Source organism: Sphingomonas sp. Tas61C01, assembly GCF_052567495.1.
Genome location: NZ_CP199583.1, coordinates 1294409 through 1315522, shown reverse-complemented (window position 1 = coordinate 1315522; position 21114 = coordinate 1294409). Strand labels below are relative to the sequence as shown.

General features: G+C 67.5%; 21 protein-coding genes. 5 read left to right on the top strand and 16 right to left on the bottom strand.

The genetic code is table 11. The features are described 5' to 3' along the window. Positions 1-10 precede the first annotated feature (10 nt). Together metK and lnt are read right to left on the bottom strand one after the other, a co-directional pair. Positions 11-1213, bottom strand: coding sequence for a methionine adenosyltransferase (gene metK / locus ACT009_RS06250; RefSeq protein ID WP_445193476.1), 1203 nt, complete (start codon positions 1211-1213; stop codon positions 11-13). Positions 1214-1253: 40 nt separating this feature from the next. Beyond that, positions 1254-2798, bottom strand: a complete 1545-nt coding sequence (lnt, locus tag ACT009_RS06245) for an apolipoprotein N-acyltransferase (protein WP_445193475.1) — start codon at positions 2796-2798, stop codon at positions 1254-1256. Between the two features lie 100 nt (positions 2799-2898). Here lnt and ACT009_RS06240 point away from each other — a divergent pair, with 100 nt between their 5' ends. Further along, on the top strand, positions 2899-3333 hold the full coding sequence (locus ACT009_RS06240) for a VOC family protein (protein ID WP_445193474.1): 435 nt from the start codon (positions 2899-2901) through the stop codon (positions 3331-3333). Then, positions 3330-3632, top strand: a complete 303-nt coding sequence (locus tag ACT009_RS06235) for a polyhydroxyalkanoic acid system family protein (RefSeq protein ID WP_445193473.1) — start codon at positions 3330-3332, stop codon at positions 3630-3632. The genes ACT009_RS06240 and ACT009_RS06235 overlap by 4 nt, the downstream gene beginning before the upstream one ends. 88 nt (positions 3633-3720) lie before the next feature. Here ACT009_RS06235 and ACT009_RS06230 read toward each other — a convergent pair whose 3' ends face one another. The 4 genes from ACT009_RS06230 to ACT009_RS06215 all read right to left on the bottom strand — a co-directional run bounded on the left by ACT009_RS06230 (position 3721) and on the right by ACT009_RS06215 (position 7575). Then, positions 3721-5064: a PQQ-dependent sugar dehydrogenase gene (locus ACT009_RS06230; RefSeq protein ID WP_445193472.1), complete on the bottom strand. Its 1344-nt coding sequence runs from the start codon at positions 5062-5064 to the stop codon at positions 3721-3723. 65 nt (positions 5065-5129) lie between these two features. Continuing rightward, positions 5130-6038 carry a hemolysin family protein gene (locus ACT009_RS06225; RefSeq protein WP_445193471.1) on the bottom strand — a complete coding sequence of 303 codons (909 nt, stop codon included), beginning with the start codon at positions 6036-6038 and terminating at the stop codon, positions 5130-5132. Between the two features lie 9 nt (positions 6039-6047). Next, positions 6048-6557, bottom strand: coding sequence for an rRNA maturation RNase YbeY (gene ybeY, locus ACT009_RS06220; RefSeq protein ID WP_445193470.1), 510 nt, complete (start codon positions 6555-6557; stop codon positions 6048-6050). Between the two features lie 19 nt (positions 6558-6576). After that, a complete protein-coding gene (locus tag ACT009_RS06215; protein WP_445193469.1) occupies positions 6577-7575 on the bottom strand; it encodes a PhoH family protein in 999 nt (332 codons plus the stop codon). 293 nt (positions 7576-7868) lie between these two features. On the opposite strand from ACT009_RS06215, the gene ACT009_RS06210 reads away from it, so the two are divergent. Both ACT009_RS06210 and ACT009_RS06205 read left to right on the top strand, forming a co-directional pair. Continuing rightward, positions 7869-8132 (top strand): type II toxin-antitoxin system Phd/YefM family antitoxin, encoded by a 264-nt coding sequence (locus ACT009_RS06210; RefSeq protein ID WP_445193468.1) that lies wholly within the window; start codon positions 7869-7871, stop codon positions 8130-8132. Beyond that, positions 8129-8395, top strand: a complete 267-nt coding sequence (locus ACT009_RS06205; protein WP_445193467.1) for a Txe/YoeB family addiction module toxin — start codon at positions 8129-8131, stop codon at positions 8393-8395. The genes ACT009_RS06210 and ACT009_RS06205 overlap by 4 nt, the downstream gene beginning before the upstream one ends. Before the next feature lie 51 nt (positions 8396-8446). Here ACT009_RS06205 and miaB read toward each other — a convergent pair whose 3' ends face one another. The 8 genes from miaB to ACT009_RS06165 form a co-directional block, all read right to left on the bottom strand. Continuing rightward, positions 8447-9754 (bottom strand): tRNA (N6-isopentenyl adenosine(37)-C2)-methylthiotransferase MiaB, encoded by a 1308-nt coding sequence (gene miaB / locus ACT009_RS06200; protein WP_445193466.1) that lies wholly within the window; start codon positions 9752-9754, stop codon positions 8447-8449. Positions 9755-9809: 55 nt separating this feature from the next. Then, positions 9810-10523: a lysophospholipid acyltransferase family protein gene (locus ACT009_RS06195; RefSeq protein ID WP_445193465.1), complete on the bottom strand. Its 714-nt coding sequence runs from the start codon at positions 10521-10523 to the stop codon at positions 9810-9812. 133 nt (positions 10524-10656) lie between these two features. Beyond that, on the bottom strand, positions 10657-11079 hold the full coding sequence (locus ACT009_RS06190; protein WP_375421944.1) for a Fur family transcriptional regulator: 423 nt from the start codon (positions 11077-11079) through the stop codon (positions 10657-10659). Positions 11080-11146: 67 nt separating this feature from the next. After that, entirely contained in the window at positions 11147-11614 is a 468-nt protein-coding gene (locus ACT009_RS06185; RefSeq protein ID WP_445193464.1) for a GNAT family N-acetyltransferase, read from the bottom strand. Further along, positions 11614-12225 (bottom strand): tRNA (adenosine(37)-N6)-threonylcarbamoyltransferase complex dimerization subunit type 1 TsaB, encoded by a 612-nt coding sequence (tsaB, locus tag ACT009_RS06180; RefSeq protein WP_445193463.1) that lies wholly within the window; start codon positions 12223-12225, stop codon positions 11614-11616. Before tsaB ends, ACT009_RS06185 begins: the two co-directional genes overlap by 1 nt. A 4-nt stretch (positions 12226-12229) precedes the next feature. Then, positions 12230-12823, bottom strand: coding sequence for a malonic semialdehyde reductase (locus ACT009_RS06175; RefSeq protein WP_445193462.1), 594 nt, complete (start codon positions 12821-12823; stop codon positions 12230-12232). Between the two features lie 32 nt (positions 12824-12855). Next, positions 12856-13428, bottom strand: coding sequence for a NifU family protein (locus tag ACT009_RS06170; RefSeq protein ID WP_445193461.1), 573 nt, complete (start codon positions 13426-13428; stop codon positions 12856-12858). A 142-nt stretch (positions 13429-13570) separates the two neighbouring features. Continuing rightward, positions 13571-14365 carry an aspartyl/asparaginyl beta-hydroxylase domain-containing protein gene (locus ACT009_RS06165; protein WP_445193460.1) on the bottom strand — a complete coding sequence of 265 codons (795 nt, stop codon included), beginning with the start codon at positions 14363-14365 and terminating at the stop codon, positions 13571-13573. A gap of 128 nt (positions 14366-14493) precedes the next feature. Between ACT009_RS06165 and ACT009_RS06160 the strand changes: the two genes are divergently transcribed. Beyond that, entirely contained in the window at positions 14494-17394 is a 2901-nt protein-coding gene (locus tag ACT009_RS06160; RefSeq protein WP_445193459.1) for a M16 family metallopeptidase, read from the top strand. Between the two features lie 146 nt (positions 17395-17540). Here the strand turns inward: ACT009_RS06160 and ACT009_RS06155 are convergent, their stop codons facing one another. Further along, on the bottom strand, positions 17541-19328 hold the full coding sequence (locus ACT009_RS06155; RefSeq protein ID WP_445193458.1) for an AMP-dependent synthetase/ligase: 1788 nt from the start codon (positions 19326-19328) through the stop codon (positions 17541-17543). A gap of 80 nt (positions 19329-19408) precedes the next feature. After that, positions 19409-21091 (bottom strand): gamma-glutamyltransferase, encoded by a 1683-nt coding sequence (ggt, locus tag ACT009_RS06150; protein ID WP_445194031.1) that lies wholly within the window; start codon positions 21089-21091, stop codon positions 19409-19411. Positions 21092-21114 lie beyond the last annotated feature (23 nt).

Here is a 21114-nt window from a genome sequence, read left to right as displayed (position 1 = left end):
CGCGTTCGACTCAGGCGACGGCGGCCTTCAGCGCATCGACCAGGTCGGTCTTTTCCCAGGTGAACAGGTCGCCCTCGGGATCGCGGCCGAAATGCCCATAGGCGGCGGTCTTGGAATAGATCGGCGCGTTGAGCTTCAGATGCTCGCGGATGCCCTTGGGGGTCAGGCGAACGAGCTTCGGCAACGCCGCCTCGAGCGCAGCTTCCTCGACGGTGCCGGTGCCGTGCAGGTCGACATAGACCGACAGCGGCTCGGCGATACCGATCGCGTAGGACAGCTGGATCGTGCAGCGGCGCGCGAGCTTCGCGGCGACGACGTTCTTGGCGAGATAGCGCGCGACATAGGCGGCGGAGCGATCGACCTTGGTCGGATCCTTGCCGCTGAACGCGCCGCCGCCGTGTGGCGCGGCGCCGCCATAGGTGTCGACGATGATCTTGCGTCCGGTGACACCGGCGTCGCCGTCGGGTCCGCCGATCTCGAAAAGCCCGGTCGGGTTGACGTAGATCTTGTCGTCCGCGGGAAGCCAGCCGTCGGGCAGGATCTCGGCGAACACGCCCTTCACATAGTCGCGTAGCTTGGCCTGGCCCGCATCGTTCGACAGCTCGGCGCTATGCTGGGTCGACACGACCAGCGCGGTGGCGCGGACCGGCAGCTCGTTCTCGTATTGCAGCGTCACCTGGCTCTTGGCGTCGGGCTCCAGGAACGGCGCGGCGCCCGAATGGCGATCCGCGGCCATCTTCTCGAGGATCTTGTGGCTGTAATAGAGCGTGGCCGGCATCAGCCCCGGCGTCTCGTCGGTGGCATAGCCGAACATGATGCCCTGGTCGCCCGCGCCCTCGTCCTTGTTGCCGCTCTCGTCGACACCCATCGCGATATGCGCGGATTGCGGGTGGAGATTGTTCTCGAAGCGGAAGGTCTGCCAATGGAAGCCGGACTGTTCGTAGCCGATCCGCTTCACGGTATCGCGGACGGCGGCCTCGATCTCGTCCTTAACGCCCTCGGCCCAGTTGCCGTCGAGGTCCATGATGCCCTTGCCGCGAATCTCGCCCGCCAGCACCACGAGCTGGGTGGTCGTCAGCGTCTCGCACGCGACGCGCGCTTCGGGATCCTTGGACAGGAACAGGTCGACGATCGAATCGCTGATCTGGTCGGCAACCTTGTCGGGATGGCCTTCGGAGACCGATTCGGACGTAAAGATGAAGCTGCTGCGCATGGATCTCTCTAGCTGATATAAAGAAAGCTTTATATCGCCTCTATCGCGCACGTCGGCGGATGGCAACGGCCAGAACCGCGAACAGCAGCGCCACCGCGGCGGCGGTGCGGTTGCCCATCCGCGAGAAGAAGGTTGGTTGCAGCGCGGGCGGGATCGGTGTGTCGACCCCGCCCGCGGTTTCGTGCGGGATCTGCGCGAGGATGCGCCCGTCCGCCGAGATCACCGCGGAGATGCCGGTCGGCGTGGCGCGGACGATCGGCAACCCTTCCTCGATCGCGCGCATCCGTGCCTGCGCCAAGTGCTGGGGCGGTCCCCATTTGCCGAACCAGGCGTCGTTAGACGGATTGAACAACAGCCGCGGCCGGTGCGCGCGATCGACCACGCGGCCCGAGAAGATGATCTCGTAGCAGATCTGCACGCCGATGGCGCCGAAGCCCGGTAGTGCGAGGTTGGCAGGGCCGGGTCCGTCGTCGAAGTCGATGTCGCCGGGCACCAAGCGCGCCAGCCCGAGCGGGCGGAGCAGCCAGGGGAGGGGCAGGTATTCGCCGTAGGGCACCAAATGCGCCTTGTCGTAACGGCCCGCAATGCGCGCATCGGGGGTGATCGCGAACACCGAGTTGCTTGCGCCGACGACATCCTCCGCGGCGTCGAAGCGCAGTGCGGTGCCGCCGGTCAGCAACAGGTCGCGCGGGCCCAGCAGCCGCGCGAGGCGCCAGCGCAGGTACAGCGGGCTGGCGCCGTTATAGATGTAAGGCGGGTAGCCGCTCTCGATGAAGTCGCGCACCACGCCTTCGGGCCACACCACCAATCGTGGCACCGGTCCGGGCTTGCCCGATAGCTTGGCCAGCGCGGCGAGCACGCGTTCGCCGTCCTCCTCGCCGCGTTCGTTCTGGCTGATGTTGGGCTGAACGATCCGCACCAGCGGCGTGCCGGGGCCGGCGGGCGGCGCGTCGGTCCAGCGGGCGGAGGCGGCGGCGAAGGCCAGCAGCGCCGCGGTCACCGCGGGCACGGCGACACGGCGGCGGATCAGGAGCAGTGATCCCGCCGCGAATATCGTCACCCCCGACAGCGCATAGGTGCCGATCCACGCGCTCAGCCGCGCGACCCCGATCCGCGGCAGCCAGATCACGCCGAGCGGGTCCCAGGCATAGCCGGTGAACAGCACCGATCGCAGCCATTCGGTCGCGATCCATGCCGAGGCGAAGGCGAGGGCATAGGCGGTGTCGGGCCGCTCGCCCCGGCCAAGGCGCCACGCGATCGCGGCGGCGAAGGCGGGGAACACCGCGAGGTACAGCGCGAGGCCGACCGCGGCGAAATAGCCCAGCACCGGCGGCATCTTGTCCTGGAAGTCGAACGCGTGCTGGAACCAGTTGTTGTTAATTGTGAAGTGCCCGACGCCGAACGCCCAGCCGAGCCACAGCGCGCGTCGCGCCGTCGCCGCGGAGTGCACGATCCCCATCCACAGCGCGACTGCGGCGACGGTGAGCGGCCAGAGATCGAGTGGTGCGAAGCCGGTCGCGGCCACCGCGCCGAGCAGGAGCGACGCGAGCGCCGGATAGCGGATCGGGGGAAGGGTGAAGGTCACGGCGCGGATATGACGGGACAGCGGCGCGGGAGCAACATCGCCGGTCGTGCCGCGCGCGAGGCGGGGTGACGCGGTGCGCGGCGGGGTGTATCAGTCCGGCATGACGCTACGCCCGTTTCATCTCGCCTTTCCGGTCCACGATCTCGCCGCCGCGCGTGGCTTCTACGGCGATACGCTCGGCTGTGCGGAGGGCCGCTCGAGCGACCAGTGGATCGACTACGACTTCTTCGGCCACCAGATCGTCGCGCATCTCGATCCCGCGGCGCGTGCGGTGGCGGTCAGTAACGAGGTCGACGGGCACCACGTGCCCGTGCCGCATTTCGGCATTGTCCTGACCATGGAGGACTGGGAAGCGCTCGCGGCACGCGTCGCGGCGGCGGGCATCGCGTTCGGGATCGAGCCGCACATCCGCTTCAAGGGCCAAGCCGGCGAGCAGGCCACGATGTTCTTTCGCGATCCCAGCGGCAACGCGCTGGAGTTCAAGGCGTTTGCGGATGACGCGATGTTGTTCGCGACCGAGGAGCAAGCCGCATGAGCGCACCGATCGAACTCGATATCCCGCACAAGCTGGGCAAGGCCGCGGTGCGCGAACGGCTGGACGGCGGAGTCGGCAAGATCGGCCGGATGATTCCCGGCGGGGCGCAGGTCGTACACCGCTGGGAAGGCGACACGATGGTGTTCACCGTCGACGCGATGGGCCAGTCGATCAAGTCGACGGCAACGGTCTTCGACGACAAGGTGCACGCCTCGGTCGACCTGCCGGGTTTCCTGGGCCTGTTCGCGGGAAAGATCCGCGACGTGATCCAGGCGGAGGCGCCGAAGCTGCTGAAGTGAGCGCTCCGTGCTCCTGCGTGCGCAGGAGCACGGGTGGTGTTTTCCTCCCGTCTCAGGGGAGGATCGCCTTACAAGACGTTTACACTCCCTATCGCGCCGCAACCTTCTCCGCTGCGCTCACCCGCCACACGCGGTTGCCGACGTCGTCCGCCACCAGCAGCGCGCCGGCCTTGTCGGTGGCGACGCCGACTGGCCGGCCTTGCGCCTTGCCGTCCTTGTCGAGGAATCCGCTCAGCACGTCGATCGGCTTGGCGTTCTCGGCAGGAAACCCCCCGGCCGCGAACGGCACGAAGACGACCTTGTAGCCCGCCACCGGCTTGCGATTCCACGAGCCGTGTTCGCCGACGAAGGCGCCGTTCGCGAACCGCCCGCCTAGCTTCGCGTCGGCCGAGAACGCCAGCCCGAGCGCCGCGACGTGGGGCCCGAGCGCATAGTCCGGGCGCTTGGAGTATTGCTGAAGCTGCGGATTGTCCTGCTCGACGCGGGTGTCGGGGTAACCGCCCCAATAATACCAGGGCCACCCGAAATTGTCGCCGAATTCGACCTGGGTCAGATAGTCGGGGACCAGATCCGAACCGAGCATGTCGCGTTCGTTGACGACCGTCCATAAGCGGTTGGATTGCGGGTTGATCGCCATCCCCTGCGGGTTGCGCAGGCCCGCCGCGAAGACGCGGTAGGTCTTCTCCTTCGGCCAGACCTGGAGGATGTTGGCGCGATACTTCTCGGCATCGATCCCGTTCTCGGCGATGTTCGACGACGATCCGACGCCGACCAGCAGGGTCTTGCCATCGGTGTTGGGGATCAGCGTCCGTGCCCAGTGGTTGCCGCCGCCGTTCAGCTTGACGACCAGTTCGGGCTTGGCGGTCACCTTGGTCATGCCGTCGCTATAGGGCACGCGGACCAGCGCGTCGGTGTTGGCGACGTAGAGCATGCCGTTCATCAGCGTCATGCCCATCGGCGAGTTCAGCCCGGTCATGAACACCGACCGGGTCTCGGCGACGCCGTCGCCGTCCGCATCGCGGAGCAGGGTGATGCGATTGGCGGACGGCACGCCCGCGCCCGCCTTGCCCATCAGCAGCTTCATCACGAAGCCGTGAATACCGCCGCCCTTGCGCGGGGGCGAGTTGCTCTCGGCCACCAGTACGTCGCCGTTGGGCAGGCGATAGAGCCAGCGGGGATGATCCAGATCGGTGGCGAAAGGCTGCACTTTCAAGCCAGCCGCCGCGACCGGCGCCGCGCCGTCGCGCCAGCCGACCACGTCGGCGACCTTTACCGTCGGGATCGTCTGGATCCGCGGATCGGAGATCGTCGGGCGACGGCCGGTGACCTGATCCGCCGGCAGCTGCGCGGTGTCGGGCCAGCCGACATAGGTCACGCCCGCGATGATGACGAGGACGATCAAGCCGAGGACGATGAGGATGTGTTTGCGCATCCTCACGAGATAGTCCGGCCATCCGATCCGCACAAGAAAGGGTGCTTACGGTCGCGGGCGCCCGATCAGGCGTCTTCCTCGACCAGGACGACCGGCGGATGCAGCCGCAGCCGATGGATCCGGCGTTCGTCGGCCTGGGTGACCTCGAACTTCCAGCCGCTCGGATGCAGTACGCAGGTGCCGACCGGGGGCACGTGCCCCGCCAGCACCGCGGTCAGGCCGCCGAGCGTATCGACGTCGCTGTCGTTGTCGCCCAGGCGCGAGTCGACCAGCGCTGCCGCATCCTCCAGCTCCGCCCGCGCATCGGCCTCCCACGCGCCGCCGTCGATCGGAACCAGCAAAGCTTCGGGCGCCTCGTCATGCTCGTCCTCGATCTCGCCGACGATCTCCTCGATCAGGTCCTCGATCGTCACAAGACCCTCGGTGCCCGAATATTCGTCGAGCACCACCGCGAGATGGACATGGCTCGCGCGCATGTCCGCCAGCAAGTCGAGCGCGCCGCGCGACATCGGGACGTAGAGCGGCTCGCGGATCAGCCCGGCGAGCGTCTCCGGATGCGGTGCACCGGTCGCCAAAATGGCGAATACGTCCTTTATGTGGATCATGCCGATGATCGTATCGAGCTCGCCGCGATAGACCGGCAGCCGGCTGTGTCCGGCCTCTGCGAAGATCTGTACCAAGTGATCGAAGCTGGTCCGTTCCTCGACCGCGATTATATCGGCGCGGGGCACCCCGACGTCGCCTGCGTCGCGCTCGCCGAAGTGGAGCAGGTTGCGCACCATCTGGCGCTCGAGCGGCGACAGATCGCCCTTCGCATCGGGAGCGGGATCGTCCTCGTGGCGATCGATCGCCTCCTCGAGCTGGTCGCGCAGGGTATCGTCGACGCGTTCGCCGAAGATCAGGCCGCGCAACCCGCGCCAGATGCCGTTTTCATGAGGGTCGCCGTTTCCGGCGGTACTTCGGTCCTCGGACATTGGGGTAGGTCAGTCCTCGCGTATTAGATAGGGGTCGCCGATCCCCAGCGCGGCGAGCGCGTCGCGCTCGATCTCCTCCATCGCCTCGGCCTCGTCGTCCACCAGATGGTCGTAGCCTAGCAGATGCAACGTGCCGTGCACCAGCAGGTGCGTGGCATGATCCTCGACCGCGATCCCGCGCTCGGCGGCCTCGGCGACGCAAACCCCATAGGCAAGCACGATGTCGCCGAGCAGCAGCTCGCCATCGTCCGAATTCTGGCTGACGGTGTCGAGCAGATCGGGCTGGACCATGGGGAAGGACAGGACGTTGGTCGGCTTATCCTTCTGCCGATACTGCTGGTTGAGCTGGCGAACCTCGTCGTCGGTGGTAAGCCGGACCGAGATCTCGACGGCGGCCGTTGTGATGAGCAGCTCGCCATGCGTCGTCCGCTCGATCGCGGCGGCGGCGGCACGCTTGGCAATCGCGTCCCAGTCGTGATCGGGCCACGGCTCTTCGCGGGTGAGTTCGATATGGATCATGCGATGGTATTCCGCTCAGTCACGCGTTCGGCCCCTCATAAGCCTCGACGATCCGCCCGACGATCGGGTGGCGGACGACGTCGGCAGCGGTGAAGCGGGTCATCGAAATGCCTTCGACGCCCTCCAGCCGCGTCGTCGCGTCCGCCAAGCCCGAGGAGCCGACGCCGCCGGGGAGGTCGGTCTGGTTGGGATCGCCGCAGATCACCATCCGGCTGTTCTGGCCGAAGCGGGTCAAAAACATCTTCATCTGAGCGGGCGTGGTGTTCTGCGCCTCGTCGAGGATCACGAACGCCTCGGCCAGCGTCCGGCCGCGCATGAACGCGATCGGCGCGATCTCGATCTCGCCGCTGGCGATCCGCCGCTCGACCTGCTCCGCGGGCAGGCAATCGTGGAGCGCATCGTAGAGCGGGCGGAGATAGGGATCGACCTTCTCCTTCATGTCGCCGGGCAGGAAGCCGAGCTTCTCGCCCGCCTCGACCGCGGGCCGCGACAGGATCAGCCGCTGGACGCTGCCGGTGATCAGCTGCGCCACCGCCTGCGCGACCGCGATATAGGTCTTGCCGGTGCCCGCCGGCCCGAGCGCGAAGATCATGTCGTTGGTCGTCAGCTCGCGCATGTAATGTGCCTGCGCAGGCGTGCGCGGCACGATCGTCTTCTTGCGGGTGCGGATCATGATGCCGGGTCCGCGCTGCCCGTCCGCGCTGATGATGCCGTCGAGCGTCGGCTCCGCCGCCATGGCGATCGACGCGTCGACCAGGCCGTTGTCGACATCTTCGCCGCGCTGGACGCGGTGGTAGAGGTCCTGAAGCACGTCCCGCGCGGTGGCGACCTGTTCCGCGGTTCCCTCTAGCCCGACCTTGTTGCCCCGGGCGGTGATGTAGACGCCCAAGCGATTTTCCAGTGCCACCAGATTCTGGTCGTATTGGCCGAACAACCGCGCGAGCAGCTGAGGCTTGTCGAACAAAACCTCAACCCGCGAACGCTGGCCGGATTGGGCGGGGACTGGCTTACGGCTCATGCGATCCTTTCGGTGGCGGTGATGACCTCGCGACGCGGCGATCCTCGTCGGTTGCCGATCCTTATCAGGTGAGGGGTCGAGGCGCTCGCTTCAAGCCGCGGCGCAGCGGCCGGGCGGGTCAGGAGTGAGTCGCGCGAGCGAAGCGTCATCGACGACGATTGTGGCAGGCTCGCGCGTCGGAAGACAGCGGTTTCTACCATCGCGTCGCAGTAACGGCCATCATCGGCCTGTTCTAAGCCTTGTTCGGCAATAGTACTGCTATATGTACAGATCGTTGGAAAGCGAGGTCGAAGATGCAGGTCGTCACGTACACCGAAGCCCGTGCTAGATTGAAGGACGTGATGGAGCGGGTCGTCGACGATCATGAGGAAGTCGTCGTTACGCGAAAAAACGGAAAGCCGGTCGTGATGGTGTCGCTGGAGGCCTGGAACGCGATCCGGGAGACGATGCACCTGCTGTCGACGCCTGCGAACGCCCGCGCGCTCCGCGAGTCCATCGCACAACTCGATGCCGGTGAGGGGGTCGAACGCGAACTGGTCAAGATCGCCGCCGCGTGAAGCTGATCTTTTCGGAAATGGCGTGGGAGCAATATGGCCACTGGATCGACACCGACGCCAAGGTGCTGAGCAAATTGAACGACCTGCTGGAAGAATGTCGGCGAACGCCGTTCAAGGGCAGGGGAAAGCCTGAGCCTCTCAAAGGCGATCTGGCCGGGTGGTGGTCTCGACGACTCACCCAGGATGATCGGCTGGTCTATCGCCTATCGGGAAAGGCGCCGGACCAACACCTCGAAATCGCACAATGCCGATTCCACTACTGATCCGTTAGGCCAGGCGCGCCAGCCCAGCCGCCTCGATCCGGTTGCCGATGCTCAAGCCGCCGCCATCACCCGTTCCACGCCCGACAGCGAGTTGGGATCGGCGCGGACCAGATCGACCTCGACGAGATCGCCGATCGCGGCGGCGGTCAGCAGGTGGACCGATTGCAGCCAGGGCGACTTGCCGAGCATCTGCCCCGGCAGCTTGCCGCGACGTTCGATCAGGACCTGGCAGCGACGGCCGACCGTCCCTGCGTTGAATGCCTGCTGATCGCGGTTGAGCGCCGCCTGGAGGCGTTGCAGCCGGTCGTCCATGACGTCCGCGGGGATCTGCGCGGCCATGTCGGCGGCGGGTGTGCCGGGGCGGGGGGAGTATTTGAAGCTATAGGCCTGCGCATAGCCGACCTGGTCGCACAGCCGCACGGTGTCCTGGAACTCTGCATCGGTCTCGCCGGGGAAGCCGACGATGAAGTCGCCGGAAAGCGCGATGTCGGGGCGGGCGGCGCGAACGCGGTCGAGGATGCGCAGATAGCTGTCGCGGCTATGGCTGCGGTTCATCGCGCGAAGCACCCGGTCATTGCCCGACTGCACCGGCAGATGCAGGAACGGCATCAGCGATTCGACGTCGCGGTGCGCGTCGATCAGCCCTTGGGTCATGTCGTTGGGATGGCTGGTGGTGTAGCGGATCCGCGCCAGCCCGGACACGCGATCGAGCGCGCGGATCAGATCGTGGAGACCGTAGTCGCCATCGGTCCACGCGTTCACGTTCTGCCCGAGCAGCGTGATCTCGCGCGCGCCGGCATCGACCAGCGCGCGAGCCTCGTCGACGATCGCGGCGAACGGCCGGCTGACCTCGGCGCCGCGGGTATAGGGCACCACGCAATAGGTGCAGAACTTGTCGCACCCTTCCTGCACGGTGAGGAAGGCGGAGGGCGTGGCGCGGCGGCGGGCGGGCAGCGCCCCGAACTTCGACAACACCGGCATGTCGGTATCGAGCGCCGTCTCCCCTGCGACTGCCCGGGCGACCAGCCCCGGCAAATTATGATAGGCTTGCGGCCCGACGACGATGTCGACCTTGGCCCGCGCCACGATCTCGGCGCCCTCGGCCTGAGCCACGCAGCCCGCGACCGCGATCATCGGGTCCTTGCCGCCCTTTCGCAGGCGCCCGATGTCGGAATAGACCTTGTCGGTCGCGCGTTCGCGGATGTGGCAGGTGTTGAGCACCACCAGATCCGCCGACGCCGCGTCTACGGCCGGCACCAGGCCGTCCGCTGTCATCAATTCGGCCATGCGATCGCCGTCGTAGACGTTCATCTGGCAGCCGAAGGATTTGACGTGAAAGGTTTTCGGGGCGGGCTTCATCCGCGCCCTATAGCGACATGGGGCCGCTACGGGGAGGTCGTAGTTCGCCATCCTGTCACGCTGTCTCGATCCGTTGTCGCGCCTCCGCCGCGATCGCCTTGCGGCCGGGGTGATCGAGCGGGTCGAACGGCTCGAGGAAGGTCAGCGTCGCGACGAAGCTGCCCCGCCGGCGCAGGACGCGCAACGCGTGCGCCTGGCCATGCTCGTCGCCGACCCAGGCGAGCTCGTCGGTAGCCGCGCCGTAATCGATCCGCACCGGCTGGACGCGCGTGCCCGGCGGCGGCGGATCGAGAACCGCGAGCAGCGCCGCCTTGAACGGCAGCAGAACATGGCCGTCGCCGGTGGTGCCTTCGGGGAAGATCGTCACCGGCCACGCCGCGGTCAGCGCGGCGCGGATCCGGTCGATCTGGTCAGCGACCCGCAGCCGATCCTCGCGGCTGACGAAGATGGTGTGGTTGAGCGTGCACAGCCAGCCGACCACCGGCACCCCCCGCAGCTCCGCCTTGGCGACGAACGCGCTGCCGCTCGCCCCGGCGAGGAGCAGGATGTCGATCCAGCTGAGGTGATTCGACACGAACACCACGTCGCGGCGGCGCGGCACACCGACGATCCGCGCGCGCGCGCCGACGATCCGCGCGACGGTGCCGAGGAAGATCCGCGGCCAGGGGGACGGCGCGCGGACGAGGCGCCAGAAACCGTGGAGGGGAAGCGCGGCAAGCAGGGCCGCGACGATCGCGAGGAGGCGGAGGGTCAGGCGGAGGTGGGGCATCGCTTAACCCGTGCTCCCGCGAAGGCGGCCCAGTACTGGGTCACCGCCTTCGCGGGGACACATGAAGCAGGATGGGCCACGCCATTTCCGAACGTCTTGCGGCTGGCCGACATCAACGTGCGAACCCGCTCGCTCAAACCTTGCGGTCGAGGCTGACTCCGTAGAGCTCCATCCGGTGATCGACCAGGCGGAAGCCGAGCTTTTCCGCGATCGATTTCTGCAGCTGTTCCAACTCGGGATCGACGAACTCGATCACCTTGCCGGTCTCGACGTCGATCAGATGATCGTGATGCGCCTCGGGCGAGGGTTCGTAGCGGGCACGACCGTCGCCGAAATCGTGGCGATCGAGGATCCCCGCCTCCTCGAACAGGCGGACGGTGCGATATACCGTCGCGATCGAGATGCCGGGATCGATCGACGAGGCGCGCTCGTACACCTTTTCGACGTCGGGATGATCCTCCGCTTCGGACAGCACGCGTGCGATCACCCGCCGCTGTTCGGTGATGCGAAGGCCCTTTTCGTTGCAAAGGGCCTCGAGGTCGATCTTGCGTGCCATCGGGCAAGCCTAGTCGCTTCCGCTTGTTGCGAAAAGCGAAACCGACTCGCAACAAGCGTTCGGCTTGCTAGAGTGCTCGACGATAGGTGTGCGCATCGTACACTTGGCCGGTATTACCGCGATAATAGCCGCGGCGTTCGCCGACCTTGGCGAAGCCGTGCGCGGTGTAGAGCCTGACCGCGTCGTTGCCGGCGCGGACCTCCAGATGCAGATCGGCGACCCCGCTTGCGCGCCCGTCGTCGACGATCCCGCGGAGCAGCGCGGTGGCGACGCCGCGGCGGCGATACCGCGGATCGACCGCGAGCAGCAGCAGTTCGGCCTCGTCGACGACGCTGCGAACCAGCGCGAAGCCGGCGGGCTCGTCGTCGATCAGCGCCAGCGTCAGGCGGACGCCGGGCATCGCCATCACACCGAGGCTCTGGCTGCGGGTCCATGCCTCGCCGAACCGCGGCTCGAAGGCGGTCGCCATCAGCGCGTCGACCAGCGCGATGTCGCGGGCGTCGCCGGTGCGCAGAAGGATCGAGCGGGTCGCCATCACACCGCCGGCTTGGCGTCGGGCGCGCGGCCATAGATCGGGCGCGGCGGCAGCGCGCAGAGCGCGGGCGGCAGCAGCACCACGTCGGCGGCATCGGGCAGCGCGTCGCGCAGTTCCTGCGCGGGGTGGATCGCCTGGATCCAGCGGAGACCGTTACCGATAGCTGGGCGCCCGTCGATCGCCAGCACGGCGGCCTCGGGCCTGAGCGAGGCGAGGTCGGCGATCGGTGCCGGGCCGGGCGCGAACGACTGCATGAAGACCTCGCCATGCCCGCCTTCGATCACGACCGCAAGATCGTCGGTGGGGCGGTCCGCGAAGCCACGCGCGGCGATCAGCGCGAGCGAGGAAAAACCAGCGACGTCAGCGTCCCAGCCGAGCGCCAGGCCCCGCGCGGCGGCGATCCCGACCCGCAATCCGGTGAAGCTGCCGGGCCCGACATCGACGAGGATCCGATCCGCGCGGCCGCCGTCCGGCAGCGCCGCGATCATCGGCACCAGTCGCTCGGCATGACCGCGGCCGACCACTTGGTGCGCCCGCGCGACCACGGCGCCATCCTCGATCAGCGCGATCGAGCAGGCTGCGGTCGCAGTATCGATGACCAGCGTACGCACGCGATCAGGCGATCCGGTTGAACTTTTCGAACGCCGGCCGCGGGCTGCGCGGGTAGATCGATCCGGGATCGCCATGGCCGAGGGTGGAGATGAAGTTGGTCTTCACGCTCGGCGTGTCGGAGAAAAACGCAGCGTCGACTTTAGCGGCGTCAAACCCCGACATCGGCCCGGTGTCGAGCCCGAGCGCGCGCGCAGCCATGATGAAATAGGCGCCCTGCAGCGACGAATTACGCATTGCCGATTCGCGGCGCAGCGGTTCGTTGCCGGTGAACCACGACTTGGCGTCGGCATGGGGAAACAGTTCGGGAAGATATTCGTGGAAGTCGATGTCCATGCCGATCACCACCGACACCGGTGCGGCGAGGATCTTCGGCTTGTTCTGTGCGGAGCAGGCATCGGCGAGCGTCGCCTTGGCCTCGTCCGACACGCACCAGACGAGCCTGCCGGGAAGCTGGTTCGCGGAAGTCGGTCCCCACTTCATCAGTTCCCAGATCGCATGGAGCCGATCCACGCCCACCGGCTCGTCGGTATAGCCGTTATAGGTGCGCGCGGTGCGGAACAGCGTGTCGAGCGCGCCGTCGTCGAGAGGGTTTGCCATGAGAGACTTTCGCGTGGGGAGCGGCGAGGCGGTCAGACCGCGCGGACTTCGGTGACCTCGGGAACGTAGTATTTCAGCAGCTGTTCGATGCCGTTCTTCAGCGTCGCGGTCGACGACGGACAGCCCGAGCACGCGCCTTGCATCGCCAGGAACACCTTGCCCTTGTCGAACCCGCGATAAACGATGTCGCCGCCGTCGTTCGCCACCGCCGGGCGGACGCGGGTGTCGATCAGCTCGCGGATCTGCGCGACGATGTCGGCATCGGCGGGATCGTCGGTCGGGATCGGATCGTCGCTGCCGACGCTGAACGAGGCGCTGCCCTGGCGGAACAACGGCATGTTGGCGGAGAAATGATCGAGCAGGATCGCGAGCACGTCGGGCTTCAGCGACGACCATTCGGTGCCGGGCGCCGCCGTCACCGAGACGAAATCGCGCCCGAAGAACACGCCTGTTACATCGCCCAGCGAGAAGATCGCCTCGGCGAGCGGACTGACCTCGGCTTCCTCAGGTGTCGCGAAGTCGCGGGTGCCCGCATCCATCACGGTGCGGCCGGGGAGGAACTTGAGCGTTGCCGGGTTGGGCGTGGGTTCGGTCTCGATCAACATGCCCCAGCATGTGGCGCGGGGGAGGGGGCGGCGCAAGGTTTTCGGGGGAAAGGGAGGGTTTCCGGGAGCGAAGGTGAGCTGCGGCCCTCCCCTCTACCTCCGTCAGCCTTGCGCAAACGGGAATGACGGAGAGTTAGAAGCGTCAAGCGTCAAGCAGCTTCACCGCCGCATTCCACTGCGCGATGTTCGAGCGCGCCTCCTGCACGAAGGCCGATCGGCGGACGATCCGCAGGAACAGGTCCGCGATCCACTTGCCCGGGTTGCGCAACGGCCGCTCGAACTGGACGAGCAGCACCACCCGCGTTTCCTCGGTCTCGTTCCACACCTCGTGGCGGTAGGTATCGTCGAATACCAGCGTCTCGCCCTCCGCCCATCGGACCACGCGGTCGTGGACGCGCATGCGCAGATCGCCCGTGCGCGGCACGATCAGGCCGAGATGGCAGGTGATCAGCCCCTTGGTGACGCCACGATGCTCGGGGATGTGCGTGCCCGGCGCGAGGATCGAGAAGAAGGCGCTGTTGAGGCCGGGGATGCGCTCGACAATGTCGCGAGTTTTTGGACAGCGCGCGAGGTTGTCGTCGATCGGGTAGCCATAGCCCCAAAGGAAGAAGGACCGCCATTTGCCGACCTCCGCGATTGCGCGGTGATCGGGGGAGATGGTGGCGAGGCTGGGCGCGGTCTGGCCGTCGAGCGCCACCGCGGCCGCCTCGTCGCGGATCGCCTGCCAATGATCGCGCAGCATCGCGGTCCAGGCGAAATGCCGGACGTCGAGCACCGGATCGTTGGCGACGATCGACGACGCGGCAATGAGCCGGTCGAAGGTGCCGCGCAAATGCTTGCCGAGCCGGATGATCAGCGGCCGATCGGGGTCCGCGGCGAGAGTCGCCACGGCCTGCGCCGGCCCAGCGAACGCCCTGTCTTCCACTCCGACCGTCATCTTCACACCCATCGGCGGAGATCGCCCGCATGCGACCGGTAAGCCGCGTTTTGGTCGAAAACATGGCGATCGCATGGACATGGCGTGATCGCTGGCGGCAGCGCGCTTCCGCCGCTACAAGGCGGGCCATGGCGTTTCCCACCCGCGTACTCGCGTCCGTCCTAGCTTTATCGCTGACCTTCCCCGCCGCCGGCCCCGCGACCGGCCAGGTTCGCAAGCCGCGGCCCGCGCGCCCGGCAAAGCCGGTGCCCGCGCCAGTCGTCGCGACCCCAAAGGTCGACACCACGCCTTGGCTCTACAAGGGCAGCGATCTGCCGCCCGATCCGGCGTGGAGCTTCGGCGCGCTGCCAAATGGCCTGCGTTTCGCGGTCCGTCGCAACCAGGTGCCGCCGGGGCAGGTGTCGATCCGGGTACGGATCGACGCGGGCTCGCTGTACGAGAACGACAACGAACGCGGCTATGCGCATTTCATCGAGCATCTTTCGTTCCGTGGATCGAAATACGTGCCCGACGGCGAGGCCAAGCGGGTGTGGCAGCGCTTCGGCGCGACCTTCGGATCCGATTCGAATGCGTCGACCACGCCGACCCAGACGCTCTACAAGCTCGACCTGCCTTCCGCGACCGAGACCACGGTAGACGAGAGCCTGAAGATCCTGTCGGGGATGATGGAAAGCCCGGTCCTGACCGAGGCGAGCGTCGCGTCCGAACGGCCGATCGTGCTCGCCGAACAACGCGAGCAGCCGGGGGCGCAGGTGCGGCTCGGCGATGCGGTCAACGCGACCTTCTTCGCCGGCCAGCCGCTCGCCGATCGCTCACCGATCGGCACGATCAAGATGCTCGAGGCGGCGACAGGCGCGAGCGTGAAGGCGTTCCACGATCGCTGGTACCGTCCTAGCCGCGCGGTGGTGATCGTCTCCGGCGACATGGATGCGGCGGTGCTGGCGAAGCTCGTCGTCCGCAATTTCGCCGGGTGGCAAGGCGTCGGCCCGGCGCAACCGGCGCCCGATTTCGGCAAGCCCGATCCGACTCAGCCGACCGTCGGGACGCTGGTCGAGCCCGGCCTGCCGCCGCTGGTGATGCTGACGACGCTGCGGCCCTGGGTGTTCAACAACGACACCCGCATCTTCAACCAGAAGCGGATGGTCGACACGCTGGCGACGCGGGTGATCAGCCGGCGGCTCGAGCGCCGTGCGCGGGCCGGAGGCACGTTCCTCCAGGCCGATGTCTCGCTCGACGATCGGTCGCAATCCGCCAACATGACGACGGTCACGGTGCTGCCGGTCGGCGACAATTGGGAAGCGGCGTTGAAGGACGTCCGCGCAGTGATCGCCGACGCCCAGGCGACCCCGCCGACCCAGGCCGAGGTCGACCGCGAATATGCCGATTACGACGCCGCGCTGCGCAACTCCGCCGAGACCGCGCGGGTCGAGGCGAGCGCCAAGCAGGCCGACGACATGGCCGGCGCGCTCGACATCCGCGAGACGGTGACCGCGCCCGACAACCAATACCAGGTGCTGAAGGACGCCAAGGCTGCGGGGATGTTCACGCCCGAGACGGTGTTCGCGTCGACCAAGCGGATCTTCGAAGGCGTCACGACGCGGGCATTCATCAACACGCGCGTCGCCGATGCGGGCGTCGCGGCGAAGCTGACTGCGGCACTCAAGACCGACGTCACCGGGCTGGCGGGCAAGCGCCTCGCGCAGGCCGCGGTCGATTTCACGCGGCTGCCCAAGCTCGGCGCGCCGGGCAAGATCGACAAGCACGTCCAGATCGTCGGGTTGCCGGTCGAAAAGGTGGAGTTCGCGAACGGCGTCAAGATGCTGCTGTTCTCGAACCCCGACGATACCGGGCGGGTGTTCGTCCGGGTGCGGTTCGGGGCGGGGTACAACGCCATCCCCGCCAGCAAGCCGAGCCCGGCCTGGGCGGGCGATCTCGCGCTGATGGAGGGCGGGATCGGCGAGCTCGGCCAGGACGATATCGACCAGCTGGTCGCGGGCCGGCAGATGGGGCTCGACTTCGGGATCGACGACGACGCCTTCTCGATCGCGGCGTTGACCAGCCCGCGCGACTATGCCGACCAGCTGACGCTGATGGCGACCAAGCTCGCCGCGCCGCGTTGGGACCCGGCGCCGGTGCTGCGCGCCAAGGTGGCGGCACGATCGGCGATCCCGGGCTATGTGGCGTCGGCGGACGGCGTGCTGTCGCGCGATCTCGAAGGGCTGCTCCACGACGGCGACCAGCGCTGGGTGACGCCCGACGAGACCAAGATCGCGGCGCTCACGCCGAAGAACTTCAAGTCCTTCTGGAAGCCGCTGATCGAGAGCGGACCGATCGAGATCGACATCTTCGGCGACGTGAAGCCCGACGAGGCGATCGCAGCGGTCGCGCGCAGCTTCGGGGCACTGCCGCCGCGCAAGGCAGCGCGCAACGCGCCGCCCCCGGTCCGCTTCCCCGCGCACGTGACCACGCCGGTGATGCGCACCCACGAAGGCGCCGCGAACCAGGCCGCGGCGGTGATCGCGTGGCCGACCGGCGGCGGCAGCCGCGACCTGGCCGAGAGCCGCAAGCTCGAGGTGCTGGCGCAGGTGTTCAGCGACCGGCTGTTCGAAAAGATGCGCCAGGCGGCGGGTGCGAGCTACAGCCCCGGCGTCGCGAGTTCCTGGCCAAAGGGACTGGCTGGCGGCGGGCGGCTGGCCGCGATCAGCCAGATCGCGCCCGACAAGGTCGACCTGTTCTTCCGCATGTCGCGCGAGATCGCGGCCGACCTCGTCAAGAACCCGGTGTCGGACGACGAGCTGCAGCGTGTGAAGGGGCCGTTACAGGAACTGTACCAGCGCGCCTCCACGTCGAGCCTGTTCTGGCTGCGCGAGCTTTCCGGCGGCGCCTATGACGACAACCGGATCGACGCGACCCGGCGCATCGGCCGCGATTATGGCGCGGTCACGCCGGCGACGCTGCAGGCGACCGCGGCGAAGTATCTGGTGCCGGAGAAGGACTGGACGATGGCGGTGGTGCCGAAGGCGAAGTGAGGGGGCAACGCGCTCGCGTCTTCTTCTACTACCCCGGCGGAGGCCGGGGCCCAGGTGGGAGAGGGTCGTGATGATGGGCACCCTTCCGTTACCACGCGCTCGCACCTGGGCCCCGGCTTCGCCAGGGTGTATGGAGGAAAACCGGCTCACCCCTTGTACAGCGCGTCCAGCCTTTCCCCATAAGCCTGCTTCAGCACGTGCCGGCGGATCTTGAGCGAGGGCGTCAGCTGTTCGTTCTCGATCGTGAACGGGCCGTCGGCGAGGACGAAGCGGCGGATGCGTTCGGTGACCGACAGGTCCTTGTTGACCCGGTCGATCGCGGCCGAAAGCGCGGCGCGGTATTCGGGGTGGGCGGCGAGCGACGCGAAGTCGCATCGATTGCCGAGGCGGGCGCACCATTCCTGGGTCCATTCCGGATCGGGCACGATCAGCGCGACCATATAGGGGCGGCGATCGCCCGCGATCATCGCCTGAACGATCTCGGGCTGCAGGGTGAGCATCCCCTCGACCTTCTGCGGGGCGATGTTGTCGCCCTTGTCGTTGATGATCAGGTCCTTCTTGCGGTCGGTGATCGCGATCCGCCCTGCGGCGTCGATGTCGCCGATGTCGCCGGTGTGGAGCCAGCCGTCCTGCAACACCCGCGCCGTCTCGGCGTCGTTGCGCCAATAGCCGTGCATCACGAGCTCGCCGCGGACCAGGATTTCGCCGTCGTCCGCGATCCGCACCTCGGTATCGATCAGCGGCGGGCCGACCGAATCCATCCGCAACCCGACCTTGGGCCGGTTGCACGAGATCACCGGCCCGGCCTCGGTCTGGCCATAGCCTTGCAGGAAGGTCAGGCCGAGCGCCTGGAAGAACATGCCGACATCGACGTTGAGCGGCGCGCCGCCCGACACCATCGCCTTCAGCCGACCGCCGAACTTGCGCGCGATCTTGGGCTTGAACAGCGCACGTATCGCGAGCTGCTTCGGCCGGTCGATCAGGCGGACGCGGCCCTCATATTCGCGGACGCCGATGTCGAGCGCCTGATCGAGCAGATAGGCGGATGCGCCGCCCTGTTTCTCGATCGTCTTGATGATCCGGGCGCGCAGCACCTCGAACAGCCGCGGCACCACGAACATGATCGTCGGGCGGGTCTCCTCGATATTGGCGGCGAGCTTGTCGAGGCTTTCGGCGTAATAGATCTGGCCGCCGAGGCCGATCGGGAAATGCTGGCCACCGGTGTGTTCATAGGCGTGGCTGAGCGGCAGGAACGACAGGAAGACCTCGTCATCCCAGCCGAAATCCTCCGAGATCACGTTGGCGCAGCCAGCGGCATTGTGGAGGATCGCGCCGTGATGCTGCATCACCCCGCGCGGCGCGCCTCCGGTGCCGCTGGTGTAGATGATGCAGGCGAGGTCCTCGCGCTTGAAATCGGCCTCGGCGGCGGCGGCCTCCGGGCTGGTGGGGTGGTCCGCGATCAGCTTGTGCCAGCTATGGAAATCGAGCCCGGCGGAGGGCGCGCGCATGTCGTCGATGCCGATCACGGTCTGGGTGCGGCTCGACCCCAGCACCGCGGGCAGCAGCGTCTTGGCGAGCTTGGCGGTCGACACGATCACCGCGCTGGCGCCCGAATTCTCGATGATGTGGCGGTGATCGCGTTCGGTGTTGGTGATGTAGGTCGGCACCGTTACCGCGCCTGCGGCCATGATCGCGAGATCGCTCAGGCACCATTCGGGCCGGTTCTCGCTGACCAGCATCACCCGGTCGCCGCGTTGGATACCGATCGCCTTCAGCCCCGCCGCCAGCGACGCGACCTGCCGCGCCGCGTCCGCCCAGCTGGTCGCCCGCCAGCCGCCCTCCCGCTTGATCCACAGAAAGGGCGCGTCCCCCTTCTCGCGCGCCCGCACGAAGAACATCGTGACGAGGTTCGGGAAATATTCGAGCCTGCGCATTGGTCTCTCCTGTTCCCCTTCTTACCCGGCGGCGGAACAGATGCTCGACGGCTGCTCCAGACGAACGGACGAGGGTGTTCTTATTCGGTCAGTGCGGTGCCGACGCTGCGCGGATCCGCAGCACCAACCCAGCCCTTCGCGGTCCTCTCCGCGGCATTGGCTTTCAGCGGCAGGCGGCTGGCGGATACCTTGTGGCCGAGCTTTTCCAGCGCGGGGATCATCGCTTCGAGCCGAGTGCCCTGTTCGACGACCAGCCCGTCGCGATTATAATAGATCACCGGTTCGGCCAGCGCATCGCGGGCCGACAGGCCCCAGTCGAGATGCGCGATGAGCGTCTTGGTGACCTGCATCGGGATCGTCCGCCCGCCGGCGGCGCCGACCGCGAACACCGGCTTGCCCTTCAGGTACACGATCGTCGGCGCCATCGACGACAGCGGCCGCTTGCCGCCCTGCACCCGATTTGCGACCGGCATGCCGTCGCGTTCGGGGGCGAAGGTGAAGTCGGTCAGCTCGTTGTTGAGGACGTAGCCGCCGGCCAGCAGCTGGCTGCCGAACGGACCTTCGACCGTCGAGGTCATCGTCACCACGTCGCCATTGCGATCGGCGGCGATGAAGTGGGTGGTCGCGGGCACCTCCGACGAGGGGGCGCCGGTCCGCGCGGGGGCGCCCGGAGGAGATCCCGCCGCATAGGCCGAGAGCGACGCGTCGGTGCGTAGCGCAGCACTGCGGGTCTTGAGATAGGCGCGATCGGTCAGTCCGGCGACGGGCACGTCGATGAAGTCGGCATCGGCCATGTATTTGTCGCGATCGGCATAGACCTGCTGCATCGCCTCGCCGATCAGGTGCCAGGCGACGGGCGAGTTGCGGCCGAGCTTCTTCATGTCGAAGCGTTCGAGCATCGTCAGCACGCCGATCACCGTGGTGGCGCCGGCGGAGGGCGGGCCCATCCCGCAAATCCGGTATTGACGATAGGCGCCGCACACCGCGGGGCGTTCCTTCGCGCGATAGGCGGCGAGATCGGCGGCGGTCATGTCGCTCGGCGCGACCTTGCTGCCGGTCGCCGCGGCGAGCAGGACCCGCGCATTCTCGCCCGAATAGAAGGCGTCGGCGCCCTGATCCGCGATCATCCGCAGCGTCTTGGCGAGTGCGGGGTTGCGGACCGTGGTGCCCACCGACAGCGGCTTGCCGTCGGCGCTGTACTGCTGGCGGATCGCAGGAAAGTCGCCCCAGAGCGGCGAGGTGGCGTTGGTCGCGTTCGCCATCGGCGGGGTGACGGCGTAGCCGTTCTCGGCCAGCGCGATCGCGGGGGCGAACAGCGCCTTCCACGGCAGCTTGCCCCATTTGCTGGTGGCGAGCGCCATCAGGCGGATGTTGCCCGGCACCCCGACCGACTTGCCGCCTGGAAACGCGTCACGAAACGACAGCGGCTGGCCGGCGGCATCGACCCAGCGGCGATCCGTCGCCGCCATCGGCGCCTTTTCGCGGCCGTCGATCGTGTCGATGCGGTTGGTCTTGCCGTCGTTGTGGACGAGGAAGCCGCCGCCGCCGATCCCGCTCGATTGCGGCTCCACCACGGTCAGCGCCAGCATCATCGCCATGGCGGCGTCGGTGGCGCTGCCGCCCTGCCGGAGGATTGTCCGGCCAGCCTCGGTCGCGCGCGGATCGGCGGAGGTGACCATGCCGGGCGTTCCGGCCGGCGCTTTCGCCGCAGCGATCGTCGGGGCGGCGAGCGGAATCGTGAGCGCGAGCAGCGCGTTGAGCATCTTCATCGCGATCGACCCTAACG

Excerpts from the sequence above, each read along its gene's own strand:
- ACT009_RS06175 (WP_445193462.1), bottom strand. The coding sequence starts at position 12,823 with ATGGCAAACCCTCTCGACGACGGCGCGCTCGACACGCTGTTCCGCACC.
- ggt (WP_445194031.1), bottom strand. The coding sequence starts at position 21,091 with ATGCTCAACGCGCTGCTCGCGCTCACGATTCCGCTCGCCGCCCCGACG.
- ACT009_RS06195 (WP_445193465.1), bottom strand. The coding sequence starts at position 10,523 with ATGCCCCACCTCCGCCTGACCCTCCGCCTCCTCGCGATCGTCGCGGCC.
- ACT009_RS06230 (WP_445193472.1), bottom strand. The coding sequence starts at position 5,064 with ATGCGCAAACACATCCTCATCGTCCTCGGCTTGATCGTCCTCGTCATC.
- miaB (WP_445193466.1), bottom strand. The coding sequence starts at position 9,754 with ATGAAGCCCGCCCCGAAAACCTTTCACGTCAAATCCTTCGGCTGCCAG.
- ybeY (WP_445193470.1), bottom strand. The coding sequence starts at position 6,557 with ATGATCCATATCGAACTCACCCGCGAAGAGCCGTGGCCCGATCACGAC.
- ACT009_RS06240 (WP_445193474.1), top strand. The coding sequence starts at position 2,899 with ATGACGCTACGCCCGTTTCATCTCGCCTTTCCGGTCCACGATCTCGCC.
- ACT009_RS06160 (WP_445193459.1), top strand. The coding sequence starts at position 14,494 with ATGGCGTTTCCCACCCGCGTACTCGCGTCCGTCCTAGCTTTATCGCTG.
- ACT009_RS06185 (WP_445193464.1), bottom strand. The coding sequence starts at position 11,614 with ATGGCGACCCGCTCGATCCTTCTGCGCACCGGCGACGCCCGCGACATC.
- ACT009_RS06190 (WP_375421944.1), bottom strand. The coding sequence starts at position 11,079 with ATGGCACGCAAGATCGACCTCGAGGCCCTTTGCAACGAAAAGGGCCTT.
- ACT009_RS06210 (WP_445193468.1), top strand. The coding sequence starts at position 7,869 with ATGCAGGTCGTCACGTACACCGAAGCCCGTGCTAGATTGAAGGACGTG.
- ACT009_RS06170 (WP_445193461.1), bottom strand. The coding sequence starts at position 13,428 with ATGTTGATCGAGACCGAACCCACGCCCAACCCGGCAACGCTCAAGTTC.
- ACT009_RS06235 (WP_445193473.1), top strand. The coding sequence starts at position 3,330 with ATGAGCGCACCGATCGAACTCGATATCCCGCACAAGCTGGGCAAGGCC.
- ACT009_RS06215 (WP_445193469.1), bottom strand. The coding sequence starts at position 7,575 with ATGAGCCGTAAGCCAGTCCCCGCCCAATCCGGCCAGCGTTCGCGGGTT.
- ACT009_RS06225 (WP_445193471.1), bottom strand. The coding sequence starts at position 6,038 with ATGTCCGAGGACCGAAGTACCGCCGGAAACGGCGACCCTCATGAAAAC.
- metK (WP_445193476.1), bottom strand. The coding sequence starts at position 1,213 with ATGCGCAGCAGCTTCATCTTTACGTCCGAATCGGTCTCCGAAGGCCAT.
- ACT009_RS06155 (WP_445193458.1), bottom strand. The coding sequence starts at position 19,328 with ATGCGCAGGCTCGAATATTTCCCGAACCTCGTCACGATGTTCTTCGTG.
- ACT009_RS06165 (WP_445193460.1), bottom strand. The coding sequence starts at position 14,365 with ATGACGGTCGGAGTGGAAGACAGGGCGTTCGCTGGGCCGGCGCAGGCC.